This is a genomic window from Belnapia sp. F-4-1 (genome assembly GCF_000802185.1).
Classification (GTDB): Bacteria; Pseudomonadota; Alphaproteobacteria; order Acetobacterales; family Acetobacteraceae; genus Belnapia.
The window spans coordinates 3,436,044-3,456,477 of record NZ_KN676113.1 but is presented as its reverse complement, the minus strand read 5'-3'; the positions used below and the strand labels follow the sequence as shown (position 1 = coordinate 3,456,477).

Annotated in this window: 18 protein-coding genes; 13 read left to right on the top strand and 5 right to left on the bottom strand. The window is 70.4% G+C overall.

All coding sequences use genetic code 11. The features are described 5' to 3' along the window. The first annotated feature begins 38 nt into the window (after positions 1 to 38). Both LH62_RS16355 and LH62_RS16350 read left to right on the top strand, forming a co-directional pair. Positions 39 to 2,360 (top strand): xanthine dehydrogenase family protein molybdopterin-binding subunit, encoded by a 2,322-nt coding sequence (locus LH62_RS16355; protein WP_043363025.1) that lies wholly within the window; start codon positions 39 to 41, stop codon positions 2,358 to 2,360. Next, positions 2,357 to 3,493, top strand: a complete 1,137-nt coding sequence (locus LH62_RS16350; RefSeq protein WP_043363022.1) for a 2-methylaconitate cis-trans isomerase PrpF family protein — start codon at positions 2,357 to 2,359, stop codon at positions 3,491 to 3,493. The genes LH62_RS16355 and LH62_RS16350 overlap by 4 nt, the downstream gene beginning before the upstream one ends. 63 nt (positions 3,494 to 3,556) lie before the next feature. Here LH62_RS16350 and LH62_RS16345 read toward each other — a convergent pair whose 3' ends face one another. Beyond that, positions 3,557 to 4,300, bottom strand: a complete 744-nt coding sequence (locus LH62_RS16345) for a sulfite exporter TauE/SafE family protein (RefSeq protein WP_201445515.1) — start codon at positions 4,298 to 4,300, stop codon at positions 3,557 to 3,559. 88 nt (positions 4,301 to 4,388) lie between these two features. Between LH62_RS16345 and LH62_RS16340 the strand changes: the two genes are divergently transcribed. The 8 genes from LH62_RS16340 to LH62_RS16305 all read left to right on the top strand — a co-directional run bounded on the left by LH62_RS16340 (position 4,389) and on the right by LH62_RS16305 (position 12,717). After that, on the top strand, positions 4,389 to 5,438 hold the full coding sequence (locus tag LH62_RS16340; RefSeq protein WP_043363019.1) for an NAD(P)-dependent oxidoreductase: 1,050 nt from the start codon (positions 4,389 to 4,391) through the stop codon (positions 5,436 to 5,438). Then, the gene (locus LH62_RS16335) at positions 5,435 to 6,865 is read left to right on the top strand and encodes an amidohydrolase family protein (protein ID WP_043363017.1); all 1,431 of its coding nucleotides are present in this window, start codon (positions 5,435 to 5,437) and stop codon (positions 6,863 to 6,865) included. The genes LH62_RS16340 and LH62_RS16335 overlap by 4 nt, the downstream gene beginning before the upstream one ends. Then, complete coding sequence (locus tag LH62_RS16330; RefSeq protein ID WP_043363015.1) at positions 6,862 to 7,131, top strand: hypothetical protein; 270 nt, start codon at positions 6,862 to 6,864, stop codon at positions 7,129 to 7,131. The genes LH62_RS16335 and LH62_RS16330 overlap by 4 nt, the downstream gene beginning before the upstream one ends. Continuing rightward, the gene (locus tag LH62_RS16325; RefSeq protein WP_052214582.1) at positions 7,128 to 8,072 is read left to right on the top strand and encodes a GTP-binding protein; all 945 of its coding nucleotides are present in this window, start codon (positions 7,128 to 7,130) and stop codon (positions 8,070 to 8,072) included. Before LH62_RS16330 ends, LH62_RS16325 begins: the two co-directional genes overlap by 4 nt. 61 nt (positions 8,073 to 8,133) lie before the next feature. Then, positions 8,134 to 8,904 carry an SDR family NAD(P)-dependent oxidoreductase gene (locus LH62_RS16320; RefSeq protein ID WP_043363013.1) on the top strand — a complete coding sequence of 257 codons (771 nt, stop codon included), beginning with the start codon at positions 8,134 to 8,136 and terminating at the stop codon, positions 8,902 to 8,904. An 11-nt stretch (positions 8,905 to 8,915) separates the two neighbouring features. Continuing rightward, the gene (locus LH62_RS16315) at positions 8,916 to 10,124 is read left to right on the top strand and encodes an acyl-CoA dehydrogenase family protein (RefSeq protein WP_043363010.1); all 1,209 of its coding nucleotides are present in this window, start codon (positions 8,916 to 8,918) and stop codon (positions 10,122 to 10,124) included. After that, a complete protein-coding gene (locus LH62_RS16310) occupies positions 10,117 to 11,724 on the top strand; it encodes an acyl-CoA synthetase (protein WP_236552563.1) in 1,608 nt (535 codons plus the stop codon). The genes LH62_RS16315 and LH62_RS16310 overlap by 8 nt, the downstream gene beginning before the upstream one ends. A gap of 30 nt (positions 11,725 to 11,754) precedes the next feature. Continuing rightward, positions 11,755 to 12,717, top strand: coding sequence for a tripartite tricarboxylate transporter substrate binding protein (locus tag LH62_RS16305; protein ID WP_043363008.1), 963 nt, complete (start codon positions 11,755 to 11,757; stop codon positions 12,715 to 12,717). Here LH62_RS16305 and LH62_RS16300 read toward each other — a convergent pair whose 3' ends face one another. Continuing rightward, positions 12,718 to 13,395 (bottom strand): DUF1194 domain-containing protein, encoded by a 678-nt coding sequence (locus LH62_RS16300; RefSeq protein WP_043363005.1) that lies wholly within the window; start codon positions 13,393 to 13,395, stop codon positions 12,718 to 12,720. A 64-nt stretch (positions 13,396 to 13,459) separates the two neighbouring features. On the opposite strand from LH62_RS16300, the gene LH62_RS16295 reads away from it, so the two are divergent. After that, positions 13,460 to 14,263 carry an alpha/beta fold hydrolase gene (locus tag LH62_RS16295; RefSeq protein WP_043363003.1) on the top strand — a complete coding sequence of 268 codons (804 nt, stop codon included), beginning with the start codon at positions 13,460 to 13,462 and terminating at the stop codon, positions 14,261 to 14,263. A gap of 99 nt (positions 14,264 to 14,362) precedes the next feature. On the opposite strand, the gene LH62_RS16290 is transcribed toward LH62_RS16295, so the two are convergent. The 3 genes from LH62_RS16290 to LH62_RS16280 form a co-directional block, all read right to left on the bottom strand. Next, entirely contained in the window at positions 14,363 to 14,710 is a 348-nt protein-coding gene (locus LH62_RS16290; RefSeq protein ID WP_052214581.1) for an H-NS family nucleoid-associated regulatory protein, read from the bottom strand. 134 nt (positions 14,711 to 14,844) lie between these two features. Next, on the bottom strand, positions 14,845 to 16,563 hold the full coding sequence (locus LH62_RS16285) for an amidohydrolase family protein (protein WP_043363000.1): 1,719 nt from the start codon (positions 16,561 to 16,563) through the stop codon (positions 14,845 to 14,847). Positions 16,564 to 16,627: 64 nt separating this feature from the next. Further along, entirely contained in the window at positions 16,628 to 18,328 is a 1,701-nt protein-coding gene (locus LH62_RS16280) for a gamma-glutamyltransferase family protein (protein WP_043362998.1), read from the bottom strand. Positions 18,329 to 18,431: 103 nt separating this feature from the next. Here LH62_RS16280 and LH62_RS16275 point away from each other — a divergent pair, with 103 nt between their 5' ends. Both LH62_RS16275 and pstS read left to right on the top strand, forming a co-directional pair. Then, the gene (locus LH62_RS16275; RefSeq protein WP_043362996.1) at positions 18,432 to 19,235 is read left to right on the top strand and encodes an enoyl-CoA hydratase-related protein; all 804 of its coding nucleotides are present in this window, start codon (positions 18,432 to 18,434) and stop codon (positions 19,233 to 19,235) included. Between the two features lie 144 nt (positions 19,236 to 19,379). Next, positions 19,380 to 20,429: a phosphate ABC transporter substrate-binding protein PstS gene (gene pstS / locus LH62_RS16270; RefSeq protein WP_082012606.1), complete on the top strand. Its 1,050-nt coding sequence runs from the start codon at positions 19,380 to 19,382 to the stop codon at positions 20,427 to 20,429. The last annotated feature ends 5 nt before the right edge of the window (positions 20,430 to 20,434 follow it).

The window sequence follows — 20,434 nt, the reverse complement described above, 5'->3', positions numbered from 1 at the left end:
GCAGGGCTTTGCTGGCGGGCCAGGGAGGGCGCGCGTCCATGGACAAGTTCGGGATCGGGCAGCCGGTGCGGCGGAAGGAAGACGTCCGCCTGCTGACCGGGCAGGGAACCTATACGGCCGATATCGACCGGCCGGGGCAGGCGCATGCCTATGTCCTGCGTTCGCCCCATGCCCATGCGCGGATCGTCTCGATCGATACGGTGGAGGCGTTATCCGCCCCCGGCGTGGTCACGGTACTGACCGGGCTGGATGCGGCGAAGGATGGCATCGGGCACTTCCCGGTGATGGTGGAGGTGCCGGGCAAGGGCGGGAGCAAGCTCTTCTCGACGCCGCGGGAGATCCTGCAGACGCAAAAGGTGCGCTTCGTCGGCGACCCGGTGGCGCTGGTCGTCGCGGAGACGCGGAAGCAGGCGCAGGACGCGGCCGAGCTGATCGAGGTGGAATACGAGGGCCTGGCGAGCGTCACCGAGACCGGGGCGGCGCTGGAGCCGGGGGCGCCGCTGCTCTGGGAGGAGAATGGCAGCAATCTCTGTGTGCTCTGGGACAGCGGGCGCGAGGCGGAGGCCGAGGCGGGGCTGGCGCGAGCGGCGCGGACGGTCTCGATCGAGCTGGTGAACAACCGCCTGGTCGGCAACCCGATGGAGCCGCGGGTCGCCATCGGCGAGTACGAGGCGGCGACGGGGCGGTACACGCTGCACTCGCCGACCCAGGGCGTGATGCGGGTGCAGGACGGGCTGGCGCGGCTGATCCTCAAGGTGCCGAAGGATCGGGTGCGGGTCGTCTCGCCGGATGTGGGCGGGGGGTTCGGACTGCGCGGGAAGATCCATCCGGAGAGCGGGATGGTGTTGTGGGCGGCCAAGCGTGTCGGGCGGCCGGTGAAATGGGTCAGCGACCGGAGCGAGACCTTCCTCTGCGATCCGCACGGGCGGGACCATGTGACGCGGGCGCGGATGGGGTTCGATGAGGAAGGCCGGATCACGGGGGTCGCCATTCGCACCTTCGCGGCGATGGGGGCCTATCTGCAGGATTTCGGGCCACGCGTGCCGACCGTCGCGGGCGGGCGGATCATGGGCACGGTCTATGACATCCAGGCGCTGAACGCGCAGGTGAGCTGCGTTTTCACCAACACCTCGCCGACCGATGCCTATCGCGGCGCGGGGCGGCCGGAGCAGGCCTATGTGCTGGAGCGGCTGCTCGACCTCGGGGCGGCGGAGCTGGGCATCGGGCGGGAGGAAATCCGGCGGCGGAACTACATCCGGCCGGAGCAGATCCCTTACGTCAACGTGGTCGGCAATGCGATCGACAGCGGGCTCTTCGCCGAGACCCAGGCGCGGGCGATGGCGCTGGCGGATTGGGATGGGTTCGCGGCGCGCAGGGCCGAGGCGGGGGCGCGGGGGAAGCTCAGGGGCATTGGGCTCGGCTATTTCATCGAGGCTTCGGGCGGGCAGCCGAGCGAGTGGGCGCGGGTGCGGTTCGAGGCGGATGGCGGAGTATCCGTCACCGTCGGCACCTTCAGCCATGGGCAGGGGCACGAGACGGCCTATGCGCAGGTGCTGCACGAGAAGCTCGGCATCGGGTTCGACAAGGTGCGGCTGGTGCAGGGCGACACGGATGTCGTCGAGGCGGGGAACGGCACGGGCGGGTCGCGCAGCTCGCAGATGGGGGGCGTCGCCGTCGCCCGCGCCTCGGAGCTGGTGATCGCCAAGGGGCGAAGGCTGGCGGCGCACCTGCTTGAAGCCGCGGTCGATGACGTGGAGTTCGAGCGGGGCGTGTTCCGCGTCGCCGGGACCGACCTGCGCGTCGGCTGGGACCGCGTCTACGAGCTGGCGCAGCGGCCGCCGGAGGGCGAGGCGGCAGGGCTCGACGAGGCGCTGCTCTACACGCGGAACACCGAGTGCAACTTCCCCAATGGCTGCCATGTGGCGGAGGTGGAGATCGACCCGGAGACGGGGCAGGTCGCGCTGGTGCGCTATGCGGCCGTCGACGATGTGGGCAACGTCATCAACCCCATGCTGGTGCATGGCCAGTCGCATGGCGGGATCATGAGCGGCATCGGGCAAGCGTTGCTGGAGCATGCGGTCTATGACCGGGAAAGTGGGCAGTTCCTCAGCGCGAGCTTCCAGGACTACTGCATGCCGAGGGCGAGCGATGCGCCGGAATTCGAGCTTGGCTTCCACGTGGTGCCCTGCCCGAACAACGATCTGGGCGTGAAGGGCGCGGGCGAAGGCGGGTCCTGCGGGGCGCCGCCTGCAATAGTCTCGGCAGTCTGCGATGCGCTGGGCGTTGGGCATATCGACATGCCGGTGACGGCGGAGAAGGTGTGGGGGGTGTTGCAGTCCAGGCAGCAGGTGGCGGCATGACCCAACGCTTCATCCCGGCGACCTTCATTCGCGGCGGGTCGTCGAAGGGCGTGTTCTTCCATGCGCGGGACCTGCCGGCGGACAGGGGAGAGATCGATCCGATCCTGCTGGCGGTGCTGGGGAGCCCCGATCCCTATGGGCGGCAGCTGGACGGGATGGGGGGCGGGATTTCCTCGCTCTCCAAGGCGGTCATCATCGGGCCGCCGACGCATCCGGAGGCGGATGTCGATTACACCTTCGCGCAGGTGGCGGTGGACAAGCCGGTCGTGGACTGGAAGGGGAATTGCGGAAACCTCTCGGCGGCCGTTGGGCCCTTCGCGCTCGATGAGGGGCTGGTGCGGGTGACGGATGGGGAGGCGCTGGTGCGCATCCATCAGGTCAACACGCGGAAGATCATCCATGCACGGTTTCCGGTACGGGACGGCAGGGCGGAGGTGCGGGGGGATTTCGCCATCGCCGGCGTCGCGGGGACCGGGGCGCGGATCAGGCTCGACTTCCTGGCACCGGGAGGAACGCAGACGGCGGGGCTGCTGCCGACCGGGCGCGTCGCCGATGTGCTGGAGGTGGAGGGGTTCGGCTCCATCCGGGCGACGCTCGTCGATGCGGGAAATCCGGCGGCCTTCATCGATGCGCGGGATGTCGGAATGACGGGCGGGGAGAGCCCGGAGGAGATCGAGGCGCGGGCGGACCTCATGGCTTTGCTGGACCGCATCCGGCGGGTGGCGGGGGTCGCCATGGGGCTGGCCGATGCGCCCGAGGGGGTGGGGCTGGCGGCGCCGCGCATTGCCCTCGTTGCCGGGCCGCTCGCGGCGAGGGCCTTGGATGGGGCTGTGCTCGATCCCCGCTCGCATGAGGTGACGGTGCGGATGCTGTCGATGGAGCGGCCGCACCGGGCGGTGCCGATGACGGGGGCGATGGGGCTGGCCGTCGCCTGCCGGGTGGAGGGAAGCATCCCGCACGCGCTGGCGGGGCGGGGCAAGCGGCCGGAGGAGATCCGGGTGGCGCATCCTTCGGGGATGCTGACGGTCGGTGCCGAGGTGGAGCGGCGGGATGGCAGATGGCATGCGGAAAGCGCCGTGGTGTTCCGCACGCAAAGGCGATTGATGCAAGGCGCGGTGGCGGTGCCGGCCTGACTCAGGGGCTCTAAGGGCCTTTCGGCCCCTGGCGGGAGGAGCTTGAGGAGGGCAGCGCCCTCCTCAACCGAGCAGCTTGGGCAAGCTCGACGCCAGCAGCGCCGCTCCGGAGGCCGCCAGCAGGCCGAGGACGATCCGCTGGAAGCCGACATCGCCGAGCCGGCGATAGGCGGCGGCGCCGAGCAGCGCCGCGGCGATGACGATCGGCAGCATCACCGGGAAGAGCCAGGCGGCGCGGACGGAGACGGTGCCGGTCAGCAGGTAGCCGGCCATGGTCATCGTGTGCATCGTCAGGAAGACGAGCTGGAAGACGCTGCGTTGGGTCGCGCGATCCCAGCCGCGGAGGACGCACCAGAGGGTCGGGATCGGGCCGGGCAGGCCGCCGAGGCCGCCCATGATGCCGCCGAGGAAGCCGGCCACGCCATCCGCCGCCGGGCCGCCGAAGGTGACGCGCGGCAGGCGCGCGGCGAGCAGCATCGCCGGGCACCAGAGGATCAGCAGGGCGCCGAGCCCGGCCTGGAAGAGGCGCGGGTCGACCATCGGCAGCAGCCAGACGCCAACCGGCACGCCGGGCAGGCCGCCGAGGATGAAGGGGATGGCGCGGGGGATGGCGGCGAGCTTCAGCATCCGCATGCCCATCGCCTGACCGATGAGCGAGCAGAAGACGACCAGCGGGCCGGCGATGGCGGGCTCCAGCGCCCAGGACCAGAAGGCCATCGCCACCAGGCCAAAGGCGAAGCCGGATACGCCCTGGATGAAACCGGCCAGCGCGCCGCCGAGCACCACGATGGTCATCTCGAATGTCACGTGGCCTGCCCCTGGAATGTCAGAGGGCGGGTTTTCGCGCGGGGCGGCGGGGGATACAACCGGGGCAAGCATCATCGAGAGGAACGTCATGCGCCGCTTTCGAGTCGGCTACCTGTCGCATCTGCCGCACCGGGCCTTCCTCGACACCGCCGCCGGGTGCGCGGCGCTGGAAGTGGTGCGGATTCCGCTCGACCAGCCGGAGGAGGCGGTGCTGGCGGCGCTGCGGGATGTGGACGGGTATTACTGCATGGCCTCGCGGGATGAGCTGCCGCGGCGGTTCCATGTGACCGATGCGTTGTTGGCGGAGCTGCCGGGGCTGCTGATGGTGGGCAGCACGGGGGCTGGATACGACACGGTCGATCCGCTGGCCTGCACGCGGGCGGGGGTGCTGCTGGTCAACCAGGCGGGCGGCAATGCAGAGGGCGTCGCCGAGCATGCAGTCGGCATGATGCTCTCGCTGCTGAAGCGGATGCCGGAGGCGCAGGCGGCCATACGGGCCAGGCGGGCGCAGAGCCGCGAGGCGCTGATGGGGCGGGAACTGCGCGGGCGGGTCGTGGGGCTGGTCGGCATCGGGCATGTCGGGACGCGCGTCGCCGAGATCGTGCGGCTGGCCTTCGGCTGCACCGTGCTGGCCTGCGACCCCAATCTGGATGCGGCGACGGTGGCGGCGCGTGGCGCTCGCAAGGTGGAGATGGATGAGCTGCTGGCGGAGAGCGACGTCGTCAGCCTGCATCTGCCGCTCTCGCCCGAGAGCCGCGGGATGATGGACGCGGCGAGCTTCGGGCGGATGAAGCCGGGTGCGATCTTCGTCACCACGGCACGGGGGCACATCCATGACGAGCCGGCGCTAGCGGAGGCGCTGGCCTCCGGGCACCTGGCCGGGGCCGGGCTCGATGTCTGGGCGCAGGAGCCTCCCTCCCCCTCGCATCCGCTGCTGCAGATGGACAACGTCATCCTGACCCAGCACACGGCCGGCGTGACGCAGGAGAGCCGGGCGAACATCACCCGCATCGCAGCGCTGGCCTTCGCCGATGCGGCGGAGGGGCGGCTGCCGCCGCGGGTCATCAACCCGGATGTGGTGCCGCACTACCAGGAGCGGCGGGCCAAGGCATTCGGCAGCGAGGGAGTAGGCGGATGATCGATCTTGTCGTCAGTGGGGACTGCGTCGTCACGCCGCATGCGATCGGGCCCGCCGATGTGGCGATCGGTGGCGGCAAGGTGGTTGCCGTCGCCGAGCGCGGCGGCTTCCCCGTGCCGGAGGGTGTGCGCCGGGTGGATGCTACGGGGAAGATCATCATGCCGGGCGGCATCGACCCACACACGCATTGCCTCTGGCCGGTCGTGGTGCCGGACGGGACGCCGACGCTGACGCAGGGGCCGTCCGTCGTCGGCAAGGCTGCGCTGTTCGGCGGGACGACGACGATCATCGACTTCACCCGCTGGACGCATGGGCAAAGCGTGCAGGGCGCGATCGAGGCGCGGATGGCCGACTGGCGGGCGGATGGCTGCGCCTGCGACTGGGCGCTGCACACCATGGTGGAGGGCGATCTGCCGCCGGAGGTGCCGGGGCAGCTCGGCGAGGCGATCGAGGCGGGGCATGCCTCGGTGAAGATCTTCACCACCGACATTACCCCGAGCCGCAAGGGGCGGATGGTGGATTTCGGCGATATCTGGGAAGTCTTCCAGGTGCTGGCGCGGAAGGGCGGGCTCGGCGTCATCCATGCCGAGGACAACGACATCGTCATGCACATGTATGCCAAGCTGTTCCGCGAGGGCCGCGCCGGCTTCGAGAACATGGCGGAGGTGCACAACACGCTGTCGGAGGATCTCTCCTTCCGCCGGGTGCTGCGGCTGGCCGAGAAGGTGCCGGGGACGGCGCTCTACATGCTGCATGTCTCGGCTGGTGACGGCGTCAGAGCGATCCGCGAGGCGCGGGCGCGCAACCAGCCGGCCTATGGCGAGAGCCTGCACCAGTACATGCTCTACACGCAGGAGGACTACAAGCGGCCGAATGGGCAGATGTATCACACCTACCCTTCGCTGAAGTCACAGGCCGACCAGGACGAGCTGTGGCGCGGGGCGATGGACGGGACGATCAACTGCGTCGCCACGGATGAGCTGTGCTGCTCGCTGGCGGTGAAGACGCAGGGGAAGCGGATCGACGATACCACGGGGGGGAATTCGGGTGTCGAGCCGCGGGTGGCGGTGATGTATTCCGAGATGGTGGGGAAGCGGGGCTTCACGCTGCGGCAGTTCGTCGATGCGGTCTCGACCAATGCGGCGCGCATCATGGGGATGTATCCGCGCAAGGGCTGCATCGCGCCGGGGGCGGATGCGGATCTTTGCATCCTCGATCCGGCGTTGAAGCGCGAGGTGCGGGCCGAGGCGATGCACGAAAGTGACTACAGCCCCTGGGAGGGCCGGCAGGTGGATGCTTGGCCGGCGATGACCATCCTGCGCGGCAAGATCGTCGTGGAGGGCGACCGTTGGGTCGGCGACGAGCGTGGGGGCGAGTGGATTTCGCGCAGTATCCCCAACGAGATCAGGGCCGGCGCGGCGCTGTGACGCCGCCGGAGCTGCGCGACCTGCTCTCCGACGCACTGGCGCTGTGGGAGGTGCCGGGGCGCGTCGGCGTGGACGGAGGGGGCGTGGTGCTGGCCGGGCTTCGCGTCGCGGCGGCCAGCAAGGACGAGTTGCCGATCCGCTGGTGGATCGAGCGGGCGGGGCATAGGCGGCCCTGCACCTCCGTCTCCGGGCTGCTGCGGGGGGTGCGCAATGCCGTCGGCGCCGGCGAGGGCGAGGCGCGCAGGCTCAGGGTGGCGGGGGCTTGATCCCCGTTTCCGTCGTTACGGGCTTTCTCGGGGCGGGGAAGACGACGCTGCTGCGGCGGGTGCTCGCCGATCCGGCCTGGGCCGACAGCGCCGTCATCGTCAACGAGTTCGGCGAGGTGGCGATCGACCACGAGCTGCTGGCGGCGAGCGAGGAGGTGCTGGTCAATGTCTCGACCGGCTGCCTCTGCTGCCTGGTGCGGACCGATCTCGGCACGACGCTGATGGAGCTGCGGCGCAAGCGGGCGGCGGGCGAGGTGCCGGCCTATAGGCGGGTGCTGGTGGAGACCTCGGGCCTCGCCGATCCGGCGCCGATCCTCCATGCGCTGATGACGGAGGCGCCGGTCGCCGAGACGCACCGGCTGCTGTCAGTGGTGACGCTGGTGGATGCAGTGCTGGGGCCAGCGGTGCTTGGGCGGCATCCGGAGGCACGGCGGCAGGTGATGCTGGCGGACCGGGTGTTGGTGACGAAGCCCGATCTCGGCGATGCGGCGGCGGCTGAGGCCGCGGTGCGAAGGCTGCAGCCGGGGCTCCCTGTCCGGGCGGCGGAGCGGGGCGCAGTGGAGCCGGGATGGCTCTTCGCGCCGGGCGAGCCGGTGGTGCCCACGGATGCGGAGGCCCGGCATAGCGAGGGGGTGGGCAGCATCGTCATCGAGCGGGAGGCGCCGGTGGCGGCCCTCGCCCTCACCCTCTGGATGCAGGCGTTGGCGGAACATGCTGGGGCGAAGCTGCTGCGGCTGAAGGGGCTGGTGGCGCTGGCCGAGGAGCCGGCTCGGCCGATGGTGGTGCATGCGGTGCAACATCTGGTGCATCCGCCCGAGTGGCTGGCGGAATGGCCGGGGGACGAACGGCGGACGCGGATCGTGCTGATCGGCCAGGGCATCCCCAGGCATTTCCCGGCGCGGCTCCTCGCGGCGATCGAGGCGGAGGTCGCCACCGCCTGAGGCGGCGGCTTGCCCCCTGCCCTGCCGCGATGGTCAACTGGCGGCAAGCGGGAGGAACGGAATGGTCGATCCGCAGAGGTTGTTCGGGCTCACGGGCTCGGTGGCGCTGGTGACGGGTGCCTCGGGCGCGCTCGGGGCGCATTTCGCCCGGGTGCTGCATGCGGCGGGGGCCAGGGTGGTGCTGGCGGCGCGCCGGGTGGAGGCGCTGGAGGCGCTGGCCGGGGAGTTGGGCGCGGGGGCCGTGGCGGTGCCGCTCGATGTGGCGCGGCCGGAGAGCGTCGCCGCCTGTTTCGATGCCGCCGAGCGAGCCTTCGGCGTGGCGCCGGACGTGCTGGTCAACAATGCGGGGATCGCGGTCTCGAAGCCCGCCCTGCAGCAGACGGCCGAGGATTGGGACGGCGTGGTGGAGGTCAACCTGCGCGGCTGCTTCCTCGTCGCCACGGAGGCGGGGCGGCGGCTGGTGGCGGCGAAGCGCGGCGGGGCGATCGTCAACATCGCCTCCATCGGGGGCTTGCGCATCCTGCAAGGGGTAGCCGGCTATACGGCCTCCAAGGCGGGGCTGGTGCAGCTAACGAAGCAGCTCGCCGTGGAATGGGCGCGGTATGGCATCCGGGTGAATGCGCTCTGTCCGGGCTATGTCGAGACGCCGATCAACCGGGAATTCTTCGCCTCCGAGGCGGGCCAGGCGGTGGTGAAGCGGGTGCCGCAGCGGAGGCTCGGCGCGCCGGATGACCTCACCGGGCCACTTCTTCTGCTCGCATCGAAGGCGGGGGGCCATATGACGGGCGCCACGCTGGTCGTCGATGGCGGGCATTCGGTCAACGCTCTGTAGGATCAGCAACGATGGATTTCAGCCTGTCTCCCGAGGTCGAGGCGACCCGCGCGCGCATCCGCGAATTCGTCGAGCAGAAGATCATCCCGCTGGAGGCCGACCCCGCCAGCTATGACGAGCATGAGAATATCAACAAGCCGCTGCTGGAGCGGCTGCGGGCGGAGGCGAAGGCGGAGGGGCTCTGGGCGCTCAACCTGCCGAAGGAGCGGGGCGGCGGCGGCTTCCCGATGACCGCCATCGCCGCCTTCTACGAGGAGATGAACCGCAGCATCTTCGGGCCGGTGGTGTTCCATGGCGCGGCGCCGGATGACGGCAACATGCGCGTGCTCAACATGGTCGGCACCGAGGCGCAGAAGGAGCGGTGGCTGCAGCCGATCATCGACGGCAAGGTGCAGTCGAGCTTCGCCATGACGGAACCGGATGGCTGCGGCAGCGATCCGTCGATGACCTACACCAAGGCCGAGCGGCGGGGGAATGACCGCTGGGTGATCAGCGGGCGGAAGCACTACATCACCGGCGCCGAGACCTCGAAGCATTTCATCCTGATGGCGCGGACCTCGGATGACGACAGGACGGGGCTGACCGCCTTCCTGTTCCATGCCGACCAGCCGGGGTGGCGGATCGTGCGGCGCATTCCGATCATGGGGCCGGAGGAGCATGGCGGGCATTGCGAGCTAGAATTCGACGGGCTCGAAGTGGCCGATGAGAACGTGCTGATGGGGGTGGGCGACGGGTTGCGCGTCACCCAGATCAGGCTCGGGCCGGCCCGTCTTACCCATTGCATGCGCTGGACGGGGATGGGGCGGCGGGCGCTCGAGATCGCCATGGCGCATATCGAGCAGCGTAGCAGCTTCGGCAGCAAGCTCGTGGAGAAGGAGGCGGTGCAGCAGCTCGTCGGGCAGGCGGCGATGGAGCTGGATATCGGGCGGCTGCTGACCATGCGCGCGGCCTGGCTGCTTGACCAAGGGAGCCTGGCGCGGAAGGAAATCTCGATGGCGAAGGTCGTCGTCGCGGATGCGCTGCACAAGGCGGTGGATACCTCGCTGCAATTGCTGGGCGCGCGGGGATATTCGAAGGATACGCCCGTCGAGTGGATGTACCGCTATGCGCGACAGGCGCGGCTCGTCGATGGGGCGAGCGAGGTGCATCGCATGGTGCTGGCGAATTTCCTCAGGCGGCAGGGAAAGGATTTCTTCAAGTGGGGGGCGGATCGTGGATGACCATGACCTGCCGAGGCTGGCGGCCAATCATGTGCCACTCTCGCCGGTCTCCTTCCTGCTGCGGGCGGCGCGGGTCTATCCCGGCAGGGTCGCCGTCATCCATGGGGCGCGGCGGACCACCTACGCGGAGATGGCGGAGCGGTGCCGGCGGCTGGCCTCGGCGCTGAGGCGGAAGGGGGTCGGCACGGGCGATGTCGTCGCAGTGCTGGCGCCGAACACGCCGGAGATGCTGGAGGCGCATTACGGCGTGCCGATGGCGGGCGCGGTGCTGCTGACGATCAACATCCGGCTGGATACCGCTGCCATCGGCTTCATCCTGCGGCATTCCGGGGCGAAGCTGCTGATGGTGGACCGGGAGTTCACCCGTGTCGCGCGGGGGGCGGTGCCGGAGGGCGTGACCGTCATCGATATCGCCGACAGCGAGGCGCCCGATGGCGAGGCGCTCGGGGAGGCCGAGTACGAGGATTTCCTGGCGACGGGAGACGCGGCGGAGCCGATCCGCATGCCGGAGGATGAGTGGGAAGCGATCAGCCTCTCCTACACCTCGGGCACGACGGGCAATCCGAAAGGTGTCGTCGCGCACCACCGCGGCGCCTACCTGAACGCGACGGCGAATGCGCTGGCCTTCGAGCTGACGCCGCGGAGCGTCTATCTCTGGACGCTGCCGATGTTCCACTGCAATGGCTGGACCTATACCTGGGCCGTCACCTTGCAGGGTGGGACGCATGTGTGCCTGCGCAAGGTGGAGCCGGGGGCGATCTTCGCCGCCATCGCGGAGCATGGGGTGACGCATATGTGCGCCGCGCCCGTGGTGCTGACCATGCTGATTCATGCGCCGGAGGTGGTGAAGCGGGCACTGCCGGGGAAGGTGGCCATCGCCACGGGTGGGGCGGCGCCGCCCTCGCCCGTCATCGCCGGGATGGAGGGGATGGGCTTCGCCGTCACCCATCTCTACGGGCTGACGGAGTGCTACGGGCCGGCGACGATCTGCCTGTGGCAGCCGGGGCTGGAGGACATGCCGCTCGGCGAGAAGGCCGCCTTCATGGCGCGGCAGGGCGTCAACCACCCGATGCTGGAGGAGGCAGCGGTGATCGACGCGGCCTCGATGCGGCCGGTGCCGACGGACGGGCGGACGCTCGGCGAGGTGATGCTGCGCGGTAATACGGTGATGAAGGGTTACCTCCGCAACCCGGAGGCCAACCGCGAGGCCTTCGCCGGGGGGTGGTTCCATACCGGCGATCTCGGGGTGATGCATCCTGACGGCTATATCGAGGTGAAGGACCGGGCGAAGGACATCGTCATCTCGGGCGGGGAGAATATCTCGACGCTGGAGGTGGAGGAGGTGCTCTACGCGCATCCGGCGATCATGGAGGCGGCCGTCGTCGCGGCTCCTGACCCTAAATGGGGAGAGGTGCCGCATGCCTTCGTCACGCCGCGGCCGGGGGCCGAGCCGCCCACGGAGGCGGAGGTGATCGCCTGGTGCCGCGAGCGGCTGGCGCATTTCAAATGCCCGAAGCGGGTGAGCTTCGGGGCGCTGCCGAAGACCTCGACGGGCAAGATCCAGAAATTCGAACTGCGGGAGCGGCTGCGGGGGGTGTAGCCTTTCCGGATAAACCGGGAGGAAACAACGATGACCATCCTGCGGAGGGGGCTGCTGGCGGCCCCTGCCCTGCTTGCCGTTCGCGCGCGGGCGGAGAGCTGGCCGGACCGGCCGGTGCGCATCCTGGTGCCCTATACGCCGGGCGCCATCAACGACACCCTGGCGCGGCTGGTCGGCGAGAAAATGGGCGATGCGGTCGGGCAGCTCGGCGTGGTCGAGAACCGGCCGGGGGCGAGCGGCTCGCTCGCCATCGCGGCGACCGCGCAGGCGACGGACAACCACACGATCTGCGTCGCCAATACCGCCAACCTGACGATGAACCCCTTCCTCTTCGCCAATACGGGCTACGATTCGACGAAGGACATCGCGCCGCTCTGCGTGACGACGCGGCTGATGAACTGCCTGGCGGTCAGGAGCGATGGCGGGATCGGCAGCCTGCGGGAGCTGATCGCCAGGGCGAAGGCGCAGCCGGGGAAACTGAGCTATGCCAGCTCGGGCGCGGGGAGCAGCCCGCATCTGGCCGCCGAGCTGTTCCGGGTGCAGGCGGGGATCGAGCTGACGCATGTACCCTATCGCGGCAGCGCGCCCGGCATCGCCGACCTGCTGGGCGGGCGCGTCGACATGACCATCGACAACCTGCCGAACGTGCTGCCGCATGTGCAGGGCGGGCGGCTGAAGGCGCTGGCGGTGACAGGGAGCGAGCGGGACCCGACGCTGCCGGATGTGCCGACCTTCGCCGAGGCGGGGCTGCCGGGCTACGAGGTCTATGTGTGGTTCGGTTTCATTGGCGGGGCGGCGATGCCGCAGGCGGTGCGCGATCGGTTGTCGCAGGCGATCATCGGCATCGTGCAGGGGGCGGAGACGGCGGAGAGAATCCGTCGGGCGGGGGCGACGGTCTGGGTGCAGGACGGGGCCCAGATGGCGGCGCTGATCCGGAGCGAGCTGGGGAAGTGGGGCGGGGTGATCCGGGCGGCGAATCTGCGGATCGATTAGTCACGCTATCTCGCGGATCAGCTTGGCGCGGAGAGCGCGGGCGATGTCGCGGCGGTCTTCGGCCGTGACGACGAAGGCACCGGGGCCGCCGATGACCTCGCGGCGGTAGGTCTCGGCGAGCGGCTCGCCGGCGCGGGTGACCTGGCCGGCGGCGGCGACGGCCAGCGCGTTGATCGTGATGCCGGCGGCGACCGCCGCGTCGCGGGCGGTGGCGGCGGGGATATGCGAGCGGAGGTCGGGGCCGTCGCCGGAGATGTCGATGACGCGCTCGGCGGCGCGGAAGGGCGAGGTGGCGATCAGCGTCGTGCAGTGGTCGAGGGCGTCGCCGATGGCGTTCCAGCTCTGCGGGCTGCGGGGGGCGCGGAGGATCGCCTCCGCCAGGGCGGTGGCGGAGGCGGCGTCGGCGAGGCGCATCCACTCCACCACCGTCGCGGCGCCGGCGGGCGAGCCCCATTCGACCATGGCGACGGCGATGGCGCCGCGCGGCTTGCCGCCGATGGCGGCGAGGACGGCGGGATGGGTCAGGGCCTCGGCATAGCCCTCGCGCTGGAGCTGGAATTCGTCGGGGTCGATGGAGCCGGAGGCGTCGACGGCGAGCGCCAGGAGTAGGTCGACCTCGGCCGGTTGGGCTGCGGCGGGAGCGGCGGCGAGGCTGGCGAGGAGGTGGCGGCGGCGCATCGGGGCTCCTTGCGGGGGTCGGTCGGGGGCCGCATCCTTCGCGGGAAGGAATGGGAGGGAAGCGATGCCGAGCCTCGAGGTCAACGGGTATGAGATGTCCTATGCGGAGGCCGGGCGCGGGGCGCCGGTAGTGCTGGTGCATGGCTCGCTCAACGACCAGCGCTACTGGGCGCCGCAGATGGAGCCGCTCGGACAGCGCTTCCGCGTGCTGGCGCCGAGCCTCCGGCATTACTGGCCGGAGCGGTGGGATGGCGTCGGCGAGACCTTCAGGATCGACCAGCATGTCGAGGATGTGGCCGGTTTCATCGAGGCGCTCGGGGCGGGGAAGGTCGACCTGGTCGGGCATTCGCGGGGCGGGCACATCGCCTTCCGGGTGGCGGAGCGGCATCCGGGGCTGGTCCGGCGGCTGGTGCTGGCGGAGCCGGGGGGCGAGCTGGATGAGAGCCTCGGCGGCGTGCCGGGCGGGGCGGGCAAGCAGGCGGGGGCCTTCGCCGCGGCGGCGGAGCTGTTGAAGGCGGGCGACACCGAAGGGGCGATGCGGCGCTTCGCCGAGCATACCGGCGGGCCGGGGGCCTGGGAGCGGCGGAGCGCGGTGCGCAAGGGGATCAACCTCGACAATGCGCAGACGCTGCTCGGGCAGATCGACGAGCGGAGGCGGCCCTATGGGCGGGCGGCGGCGGAGGCGATCCGGGTGCCGACCTTGCTGGTGAACGGGGCGCAGACCCAGCCGCAATTCATCGCCATCGTCGAGGCGCTGGAGCGGGTGATGGCGGATGTGCGGCGGGTGGTCATCCCGAATGCGGCGCATGGGATGAGCAGCGACAATCCGGCGGAGTTCAATGCGGCGGTGCTGGATTTTCTCGGCTGACGGGTTTCGCGTCCCGGCGGAACCGCTTCTGCCGATGTCCTTCCGCGGCTTTCGCCGCGGAAGGACGTACGAGGCGGCGATGCGCTTTCGTGAAGGTTTCTAAATTCGAAATTCGTCCCGGCTGCGGCCTTCCGCTTCCATGGCATGGAGCCATTTCGGCAGCCTGCCGCGCCCGGTCCATTCCTCGCCGTTCGGGCCTCGGTATTTCGCGGCGACCTGGCCTCCGGTGCCGGCCTTCTTCGAAGTCCGGGGGGACGGCTCTGGGGAACGGCCCGGCCAGGCGGTTTCGAAGGCGAGGCCGAGCTGGGCGAGTTTCTCCTTGGCTTCCGCCAGGATGGCATCGCGGGCGCCGTCGAGCTTTTCCAGGCGCTTCGCCTCGGCGGCGTCGCGCAGGGCGGTCAAATCCTGGACGCTCATGTTTTCGAGATCGAATTTGCCTTTTTCCACGACTCGCTTTCTCCGTTGAATTCGGGCGTTTCCTATAACATCGGGAAAAACCCGGCAAGCGAGTCGACGCAAAAATGCCCCGCCGTTTCCGGCAGGGCATTTCTCAGACCGAAACACGTGGTGACGGGTTTGGCTTATCCCTGCGCGCGCACCAGCCGCCCGGGCCGTGCGCCCGTTTCCTCGCCGCGCTCGAAGATCGGCACGCCGCTGCAGATCGTCATGTCGTAGCCGTCGACATGCTGGACGAGGCGGCGGCCGCCGGCGGGGAGGTCGAAAATCATCTCCGGGTGGTGCGGGCGCAGCGCGGCGAAGTCGATGACGTTGACATCGGCCTTCTTGCCGACGGCCAGCCGGCCGCGGTCGTGGAAGCCGAAGAAGTCGGCGGTCTCGCTGGTCTGCCGCTTGATGACGAATTCCAGCGGCAGGCGGGGGCCGCGGCTGCGGTCGCGGACCCAGTGGGTCAGCATGGTGGTGTTGAGCGAGGCGTCGCAGATGACGCCGCAATGGGCGCCGCCATCGGAGAGGCCGAGGACGGTGTGCGGGTCCTCGATCATCTCGCGCACCACCTCCAGGTCGCCATGGACGTAGTTGGTGACCGGGAAGTAGAGCATGCGGCCGCCATCGCCGCCGGTCAGGTAGTCGTAGCAATACTCCTGTGGGGGCTGGCCGGCCGCGGCGGCGAGGGCGGCGATGCTGCGCTCGGGCGGCGGCTCGTAATCCGGGTTGTCGCCGAGGACGTACATGCGGTCCCAGCGGGTGGCGACCTGGCGGGAAAGCGGCGGCAGGATCTCCATCAGGCGCGGCGAGGCCTCCTGCGCCAGGATGTCGGCGCGCACCGCCGGGTCGCGCAGGCGGGCAAGCTGCTCGGCGGGGGAAAGGCGGGCGAGCTCGGCGAAGCCTTCCCGGAGCGCGAAGGGGTTGAGGCTGGTGGCGAGGCCGAGGATCAGCCCGACCGGGCGGCCGGCGACCTGGGCGGAGAGCGCCAGGCCCTGGCCGCGGGCGGCGCGGACGCCGTCCATCAGCCGGCGCCAGCGCTGCGGGTCGTAGCTGCGGTCGGTCAGCAGAAACCAGACGGGGCGGCGGCTGTCGGCGGCGACTTGGCGGAGCCAGCCGAATTCGGCGGCCTCGTCCTCGAAGTCGGAGAGCATGCCGAAGGTGCCACGGCCGGCGCGGCCCATCGCCTTGCCGATTGCGATCAACTCCTCATGCTCGGCGTAGCGGCCGGGGACCAGCTCGCCGGCCGGGGTCTTGTGCTGGTCGGTGCGGCTGGTGGTGAAGCCGAAGGCGCCGGCCTTCAGCGCCTCCTCGGTGAGGCGGGCCATCAGCTCGATGTCGTCCGCCGTCGCCATCTCGCGGGCGATGGCTCGCTCGCCCATGGCGTAGACGCGCAAGGGGTGATGGGCAAGCTGGGCGGCGACGTCGATGGTGCGGGGCAGCCGGGCGAGGGCGTCGAGATAGTCGGGGAAGCTCTCCCAGTCCCATTTCAGCCCCTCGGCGAGGGCAATGCCGGGGATGTCCTCGACGCCTTCCATCAGGTCGATCAGCGCCTGGTGGTGGGCCGGGCGGACCGGGGCAAAACCGACGCCGCAATTGCCGAAGAGGATGGTGGTCGCGCCATGCCAGGAGGACGGGGCGAGCACCGGGTCCCAGGTGGCCTGGCCGTCGTAATGGGTGTGGACATCGACCCAGCCGGGGGTGACGAGGCGGCCCTCGGCCTGGACCTCGCGGCGGCCCGGGCCGGCCTTGCCGCCGACCTGGGCGATGCGGTCGCCGTCGATGGCGAGATCGCCGGTGAAGCCGGGAGCGCCGGTACCGTCGACGAGGGTTCCGCCACGGATCACGATGTCATGCATAGGGGGCTTCCTTGGTCGTTCGACCAAGTGTGGCTTCGGCGGGCCCTGGGGGCAATGGGCGGGTTCAGCCGGCGATGGCGTAGGCCGGGCGGCGCGGGTCGGCGCCAGCGGCGATGAGGCCGGTGCGGGGGTCGGAGCGGACCACCTCCACCGCGCCGGCGAGCCAAGTGCGGTGGGGCCAGTCCTTCACCTCATGGTCGCGGGCGGCAAGGGCGTCGCGGGTGGATTGGGGGATGCCGTCCTCCACGGCGAGGCGGGCGGGGAAGTAGTCGAAGGGAGCGAAGGAGGAGGGGAAGGCGTAGCTGGCGATGCGCGGGGCCTCGATCGCCTCCTGCAGCTCCATGCCGAAATGCAGGATGTTCACCATCACCTGCAGCATAGCCTGGATTTGCACGTCGCCGCCCGGGGTACCGAGGGGCATGAGGCCGCCCTCCGCCGTCACCACGAGGGCCGGGTTGGGGGTGAGGCGCGGGCGCTTGCCCGGGGCGATGCCGCAGGGGTGCGCCGGGTCCGGCCGGCTCTGGCTGCCGCGGTTGGAGGGGATGAGGCCAAGGCCGGGGACCACGGGCGAGTTCCAGGAGCCGTCGGAGGGGGTGGCGCTGAAGGCGTTGCCCCAGCGGTCGATGACCGCGCAATAGGAGGTGTCGGCCTCGACCGTCGGCAGGGCGCGGGGGGCCGGGGCGGGTTCGCCCGCGTCGGCGCCAAGCAATGCGGGGAACATGCCGGGCTGAGCGCGGTCCGGGTCGATGGCGGCGAGGCGGGCCGCGAGATGCTCGTCTGAGAGCAGGCGGTCGATGGGGACGTCGAGGAAGGCCGGGTCGCCGAAATGGTATTCGCGGTCGGCCATCGCTGCCTTGATGCATTCGGTCATCAGATGGAGGTAGTCGGGACTGTTGTGCGCCATGTCGGCGAAGCCGCCGCGCTCGAAGAGCAGCAGCGCCTCCAGCAGGGCGGGACCCTGGCACCAGGGGCCGCAGGTGATGACCTCATGGCCGCGCCATCGCCGGCTGACGGCCGGCTCGATGCGGGAGCGGAAGCCAGCCAGGTCGGCCATGGTCAGGTAGCCGCCCTCCTCGGCCATGAAGCGGGCGATCTCGCGGGCGATGTCGCCGCGGTAGAAGGCGGCATGGGCGGCGGCGAGGCCGGCCGCCCTGCCCTTCCCGGCGGCCGCCGCTTCCTCGTCCACCATGTATTGCAGGCTGCGGGCGAGGTCAGCCTGGACGAATTTCTCACCGACCTCGGGGCGGCGTCCGTTGGGGAGGAAGATGGCGGCGCTGGAAGACCAACGGGCGTAGTCAGCCTCATGGGTGAGGATGTTCTCGGCGAGCAGCGGGTTGACGGCGAAGCCGTCGCGGGCGTGACGGATGGCGTAGCGGGCGACCTCGCCGAAGGAGAAGGTGCCGTGGCGCTCGAGGGCGGTGATCCAGGCATCGGGCGCGGCGGGGACGACGGTGCGGAGCACGCCATCCGGGATGCGGCCGCCATGCTCCCGCTGGAAAAGGTCGGCCGGGATGGAGGCGGGCCAGGGGCCGAGGCCGGCGATGGTCTCGACCCGGCCATCGGCCAGGCGGACCAGGATGGGGGCGACGCCGGCGACGTTCACCAGGTCAGGCAGCAGCACGCCGAGGGCAAGGCCGGTGGCGCAGCCGGCATCGACGGCATTGCCGCCGGCTTCCAGAACCGCGAAGCCGGCGGCCGCCGCCAGGTAGTGGCCGGCGGAGACGGCGTGGCGGGCGCCGTAGAGGGTCGGGCGGGTGGCGTGCATGGGATATGGGCCTCGGCCATGGACGGGGCTGGCCGGCGGCGACACCATCCGGCCCGGTGAAGGCTCCGCCCTGGGCGGAGCGGCTGTCAACGGAGGAAGAAAGATGGAAGATGCGCCCGTCCTGCTCGGCCGCGATGCGCGGGGCATCGTCACCGCTACGTTGAACCGGCCGCATCGCGGCAATGCCTACAACGCTGCCCTGCTCGCCGGGCTGACGGAGGCGCTGGAGGCGCTGGCCGGTGATGCGGGCGTGCGGGCGCTGGTGGTCCGCGGCGCGGGACGGCATTTCGCGGCCGGGGCGGATCTCGGTTGGCTGGCGGAGGTGGCGGGTTATGCGCCGGAGGCCGCCTTCCAAGCCTCGCTGGCGACGGCGCGGACGATGCAGCTGCTCAACGAATTCCCGCGCCCGACCATCGCCCTGGTGCAGGGGGCGGCTTTCGGCGGGGGGTGCGGCATTGTCTGCTGCGTCGATGTGGCGCTGGCGGTGCCGGAGGCGGTGTTCGGCCTGACCGAGGTGCGGGTGGGCGTGGCGCCGACGCCGATCTCGCCGCAAATGGTCCAGGCCATGGGGCTGCGCCAAGCGCGGCGCTATGCGGTGACGGGCGAGCGGTTCGATGCAGCCGAAGCCCTCAGGATCGGGCTGGTGCATGAGGTCGTGGCTGCGGAGGCGATCGAGGCACGGCTCGAGGCGGTCCTCGGCGAGGTGCTGCGGGCGGCGCCTGGGGCGGCGGCGGCGACGAAGGACAGCCTGCTCGGCGCCAATGGGGCCAAGCTCGATGCGCGGGCGATGGCGCTTCTGGCGCATGAGGGCTGGATGCAGCGGGCGACGGCCGAAGGGCGGGAGGGTTTGGCAGCCTTCCGCGAGAAACGTCTCCCGGCCTGGGCACGGCACACCGGAATCGTATAGCAAATGCGGATGACCGGGCCATTTATCGAGCCGGTGTCATCGAAGCTTCATGGATATGAAACCCAGCCGTCTTACGGCGGCTCTAGGAAGGCGCCGCATCCGGGGCCGTAGAGTCCCGGTCGGGACAATCGCGGAGACATACACGTGCATCGTCGCCAACTGCTGGCCTCGGCCAGCCTGCTCGCCGCCGGCACCGCCTTCGGCGGCCGCGCCTTCGCCCAGGGTGGCCAGATCACCGGCGCCGGCGCCACCTTCCCCAACCCGGTCTACCAGAAGTGGGCCGAGGCGGGGCGCAGCGCGACCGGCCTTACGGTGAACTACCAGTCGGTCGGCTCGGGCGCGGGCATCAACCAGATCCGCAACCGCACCGTGGATTTCGGCGCCTCCGACGCGCCGCTGACGCCGCAGCAGCTGACCGAGGCGAACCTCCTGCAGTTCCCGTCGGTGATGGGCAGCCTCGTCGCCATCGTGAACATCCCCGGCATCGAGGATGGGCAGCTGAAGCTGACCGGCGAGCTGCTGGCCGAGATCTATCTCGGCAAGATCACCAAGTGGAACGACCCGAAGCTGGTCGAGCTGAACCGCGGCCTGACCCTGCCGAACCTCGCCATCGCCCCGGCCTACCGGGCGGACGGCTCCGGCACGACCTTCGTGTGGGTTTCCTACCTGGCGGCGGTGTCGCCGGAGTGGAAGGAGAAGGTCGGCGTCGGCACCTCGGTCCGCTTCCCGGCCGGGACCGGCGCGCGCGGCAACGAGGGCGTGGCCGGCACGGTGAAGAACATCCGCGGCGCCATCGGCTATGTCGAGAACGCCTATGCGGTCTCGAACAAGCTGGTCACCACCCAGCTCCGCAACAAGGCCGGGCAGTTCGTGAAGCCGACGCATGAGAGCTTCATCGCCGCGGCGCAGAATGCCGACTGGAACGCGCCGGGCATGGCCGCCAGCCTGATCGACCAGCAGGGCGCCACCTCCTGGCCGATCGTCTCGCCGACCTTCATCCTGCTGCCGAAGAACCCGACGGATGCGGAGCGCAGCCGCAACGTGATGAAGTTCTTCGATTGGGCCTTCAACAACGGCGCGCAGCTGGCGACGCAGCTGGACTACATCCCGCTGCCGAAGCCGGTGCAGGACCAGATCCGCGCCGCCTGGAAGGCCGAGGTGAAGGCCAACGGCCAGACGGTGTGGAACGGCTGATCGCG

Excerpts from the sequence above, each read along its gene's own strand:
- LH62_RS16295 (WP_043363003.1), top strand. The coding sequence starts at position 13,460 with ATGCCGAGCCTCGAGGTCAACGGGTATGAGATGTCCTATGCGGAGGCC.
- LH62_RS16315 (WP_043363010.1), top strand. The coding sequence starts at position 8,916 with ATGGATTTCAGCCTGTCTCCCGAGGTCGAGGCGACCCGCGCGCGCATC.
- LH62_RS16355 (WP_043363025.1), top strand. The coding sequence starts at position 39 with ATGGACAAGTTCGGGATCGGGCAGCCGGTGCGGCGGAAGGAAGACGTC.
- LH62_RS16320 (WP_043363013.1), top strand. The coding sequence starts at position 8,134 with ATGGTCGATCCGCAGAGGTTGTTCGGGCTCACGGGCTCGGTGGCGCTG.
- LH62_RS16300 (WP_043363005.1), bottom strand. The coding sequence starts at position 13,395 with ATGCGCCGCCGCCACCTCCTCGCCAGCCTCGCCGCCGCTCCCGCCGCA.
- LH62_RS16335 (WP_043363017.1), top strand. The coding sequence starts at position 5,435 with ATGATCGATCTTGTCGTCAGTGGGGACTGCGTCGTCACGCCGCATGCG.
- LH62_RS16275 (WP_043362996.1), top strand. The coding sequence starts at position 18,432 with ATGGAAGATGCGCCCGTCCTGCTCGGCCGCGATGCGCGGGGCATCGTC.
- LH62_RS16305 (WP_043363008.1), top strand. The coding sequence starts at position 11,755 with ATGACCATCCTGCGGAGGGGGCTGCTGGCGGCCCCTGCCCTGCTTGCC.
- LH62_RS16285 (WP_043363000.1), bottom strand. The coding sequence starts at position 16,563 with ATGCATGACATCGTGATCCGTGGCGGAACCCTCGTCGACGGTACCGGC.
- LH62_RS16340 (WP_043363019.1), top strand. The coding sequence starts at position 4,389 with ATGCGCCGCTTTCGAGTCGGCTACCTGTCGCATCTGCCGCACCGGGCC.
- LH62_RS16350 (WP_043363022.1), top strand. The coding sequence starts at position 2,357 with ATGACCCAACGCTTCATCCCGGCGACCTTCATTCGCGGCGGGTCGTCG.
- LH62_RS16280 (WP_043362998.1), bottom strand. The coding sequence starts at position 18,328 with ATGCACGCCACCCGCCCGACCCTCTACGGCGCCCGCCACGCCGTCTCC.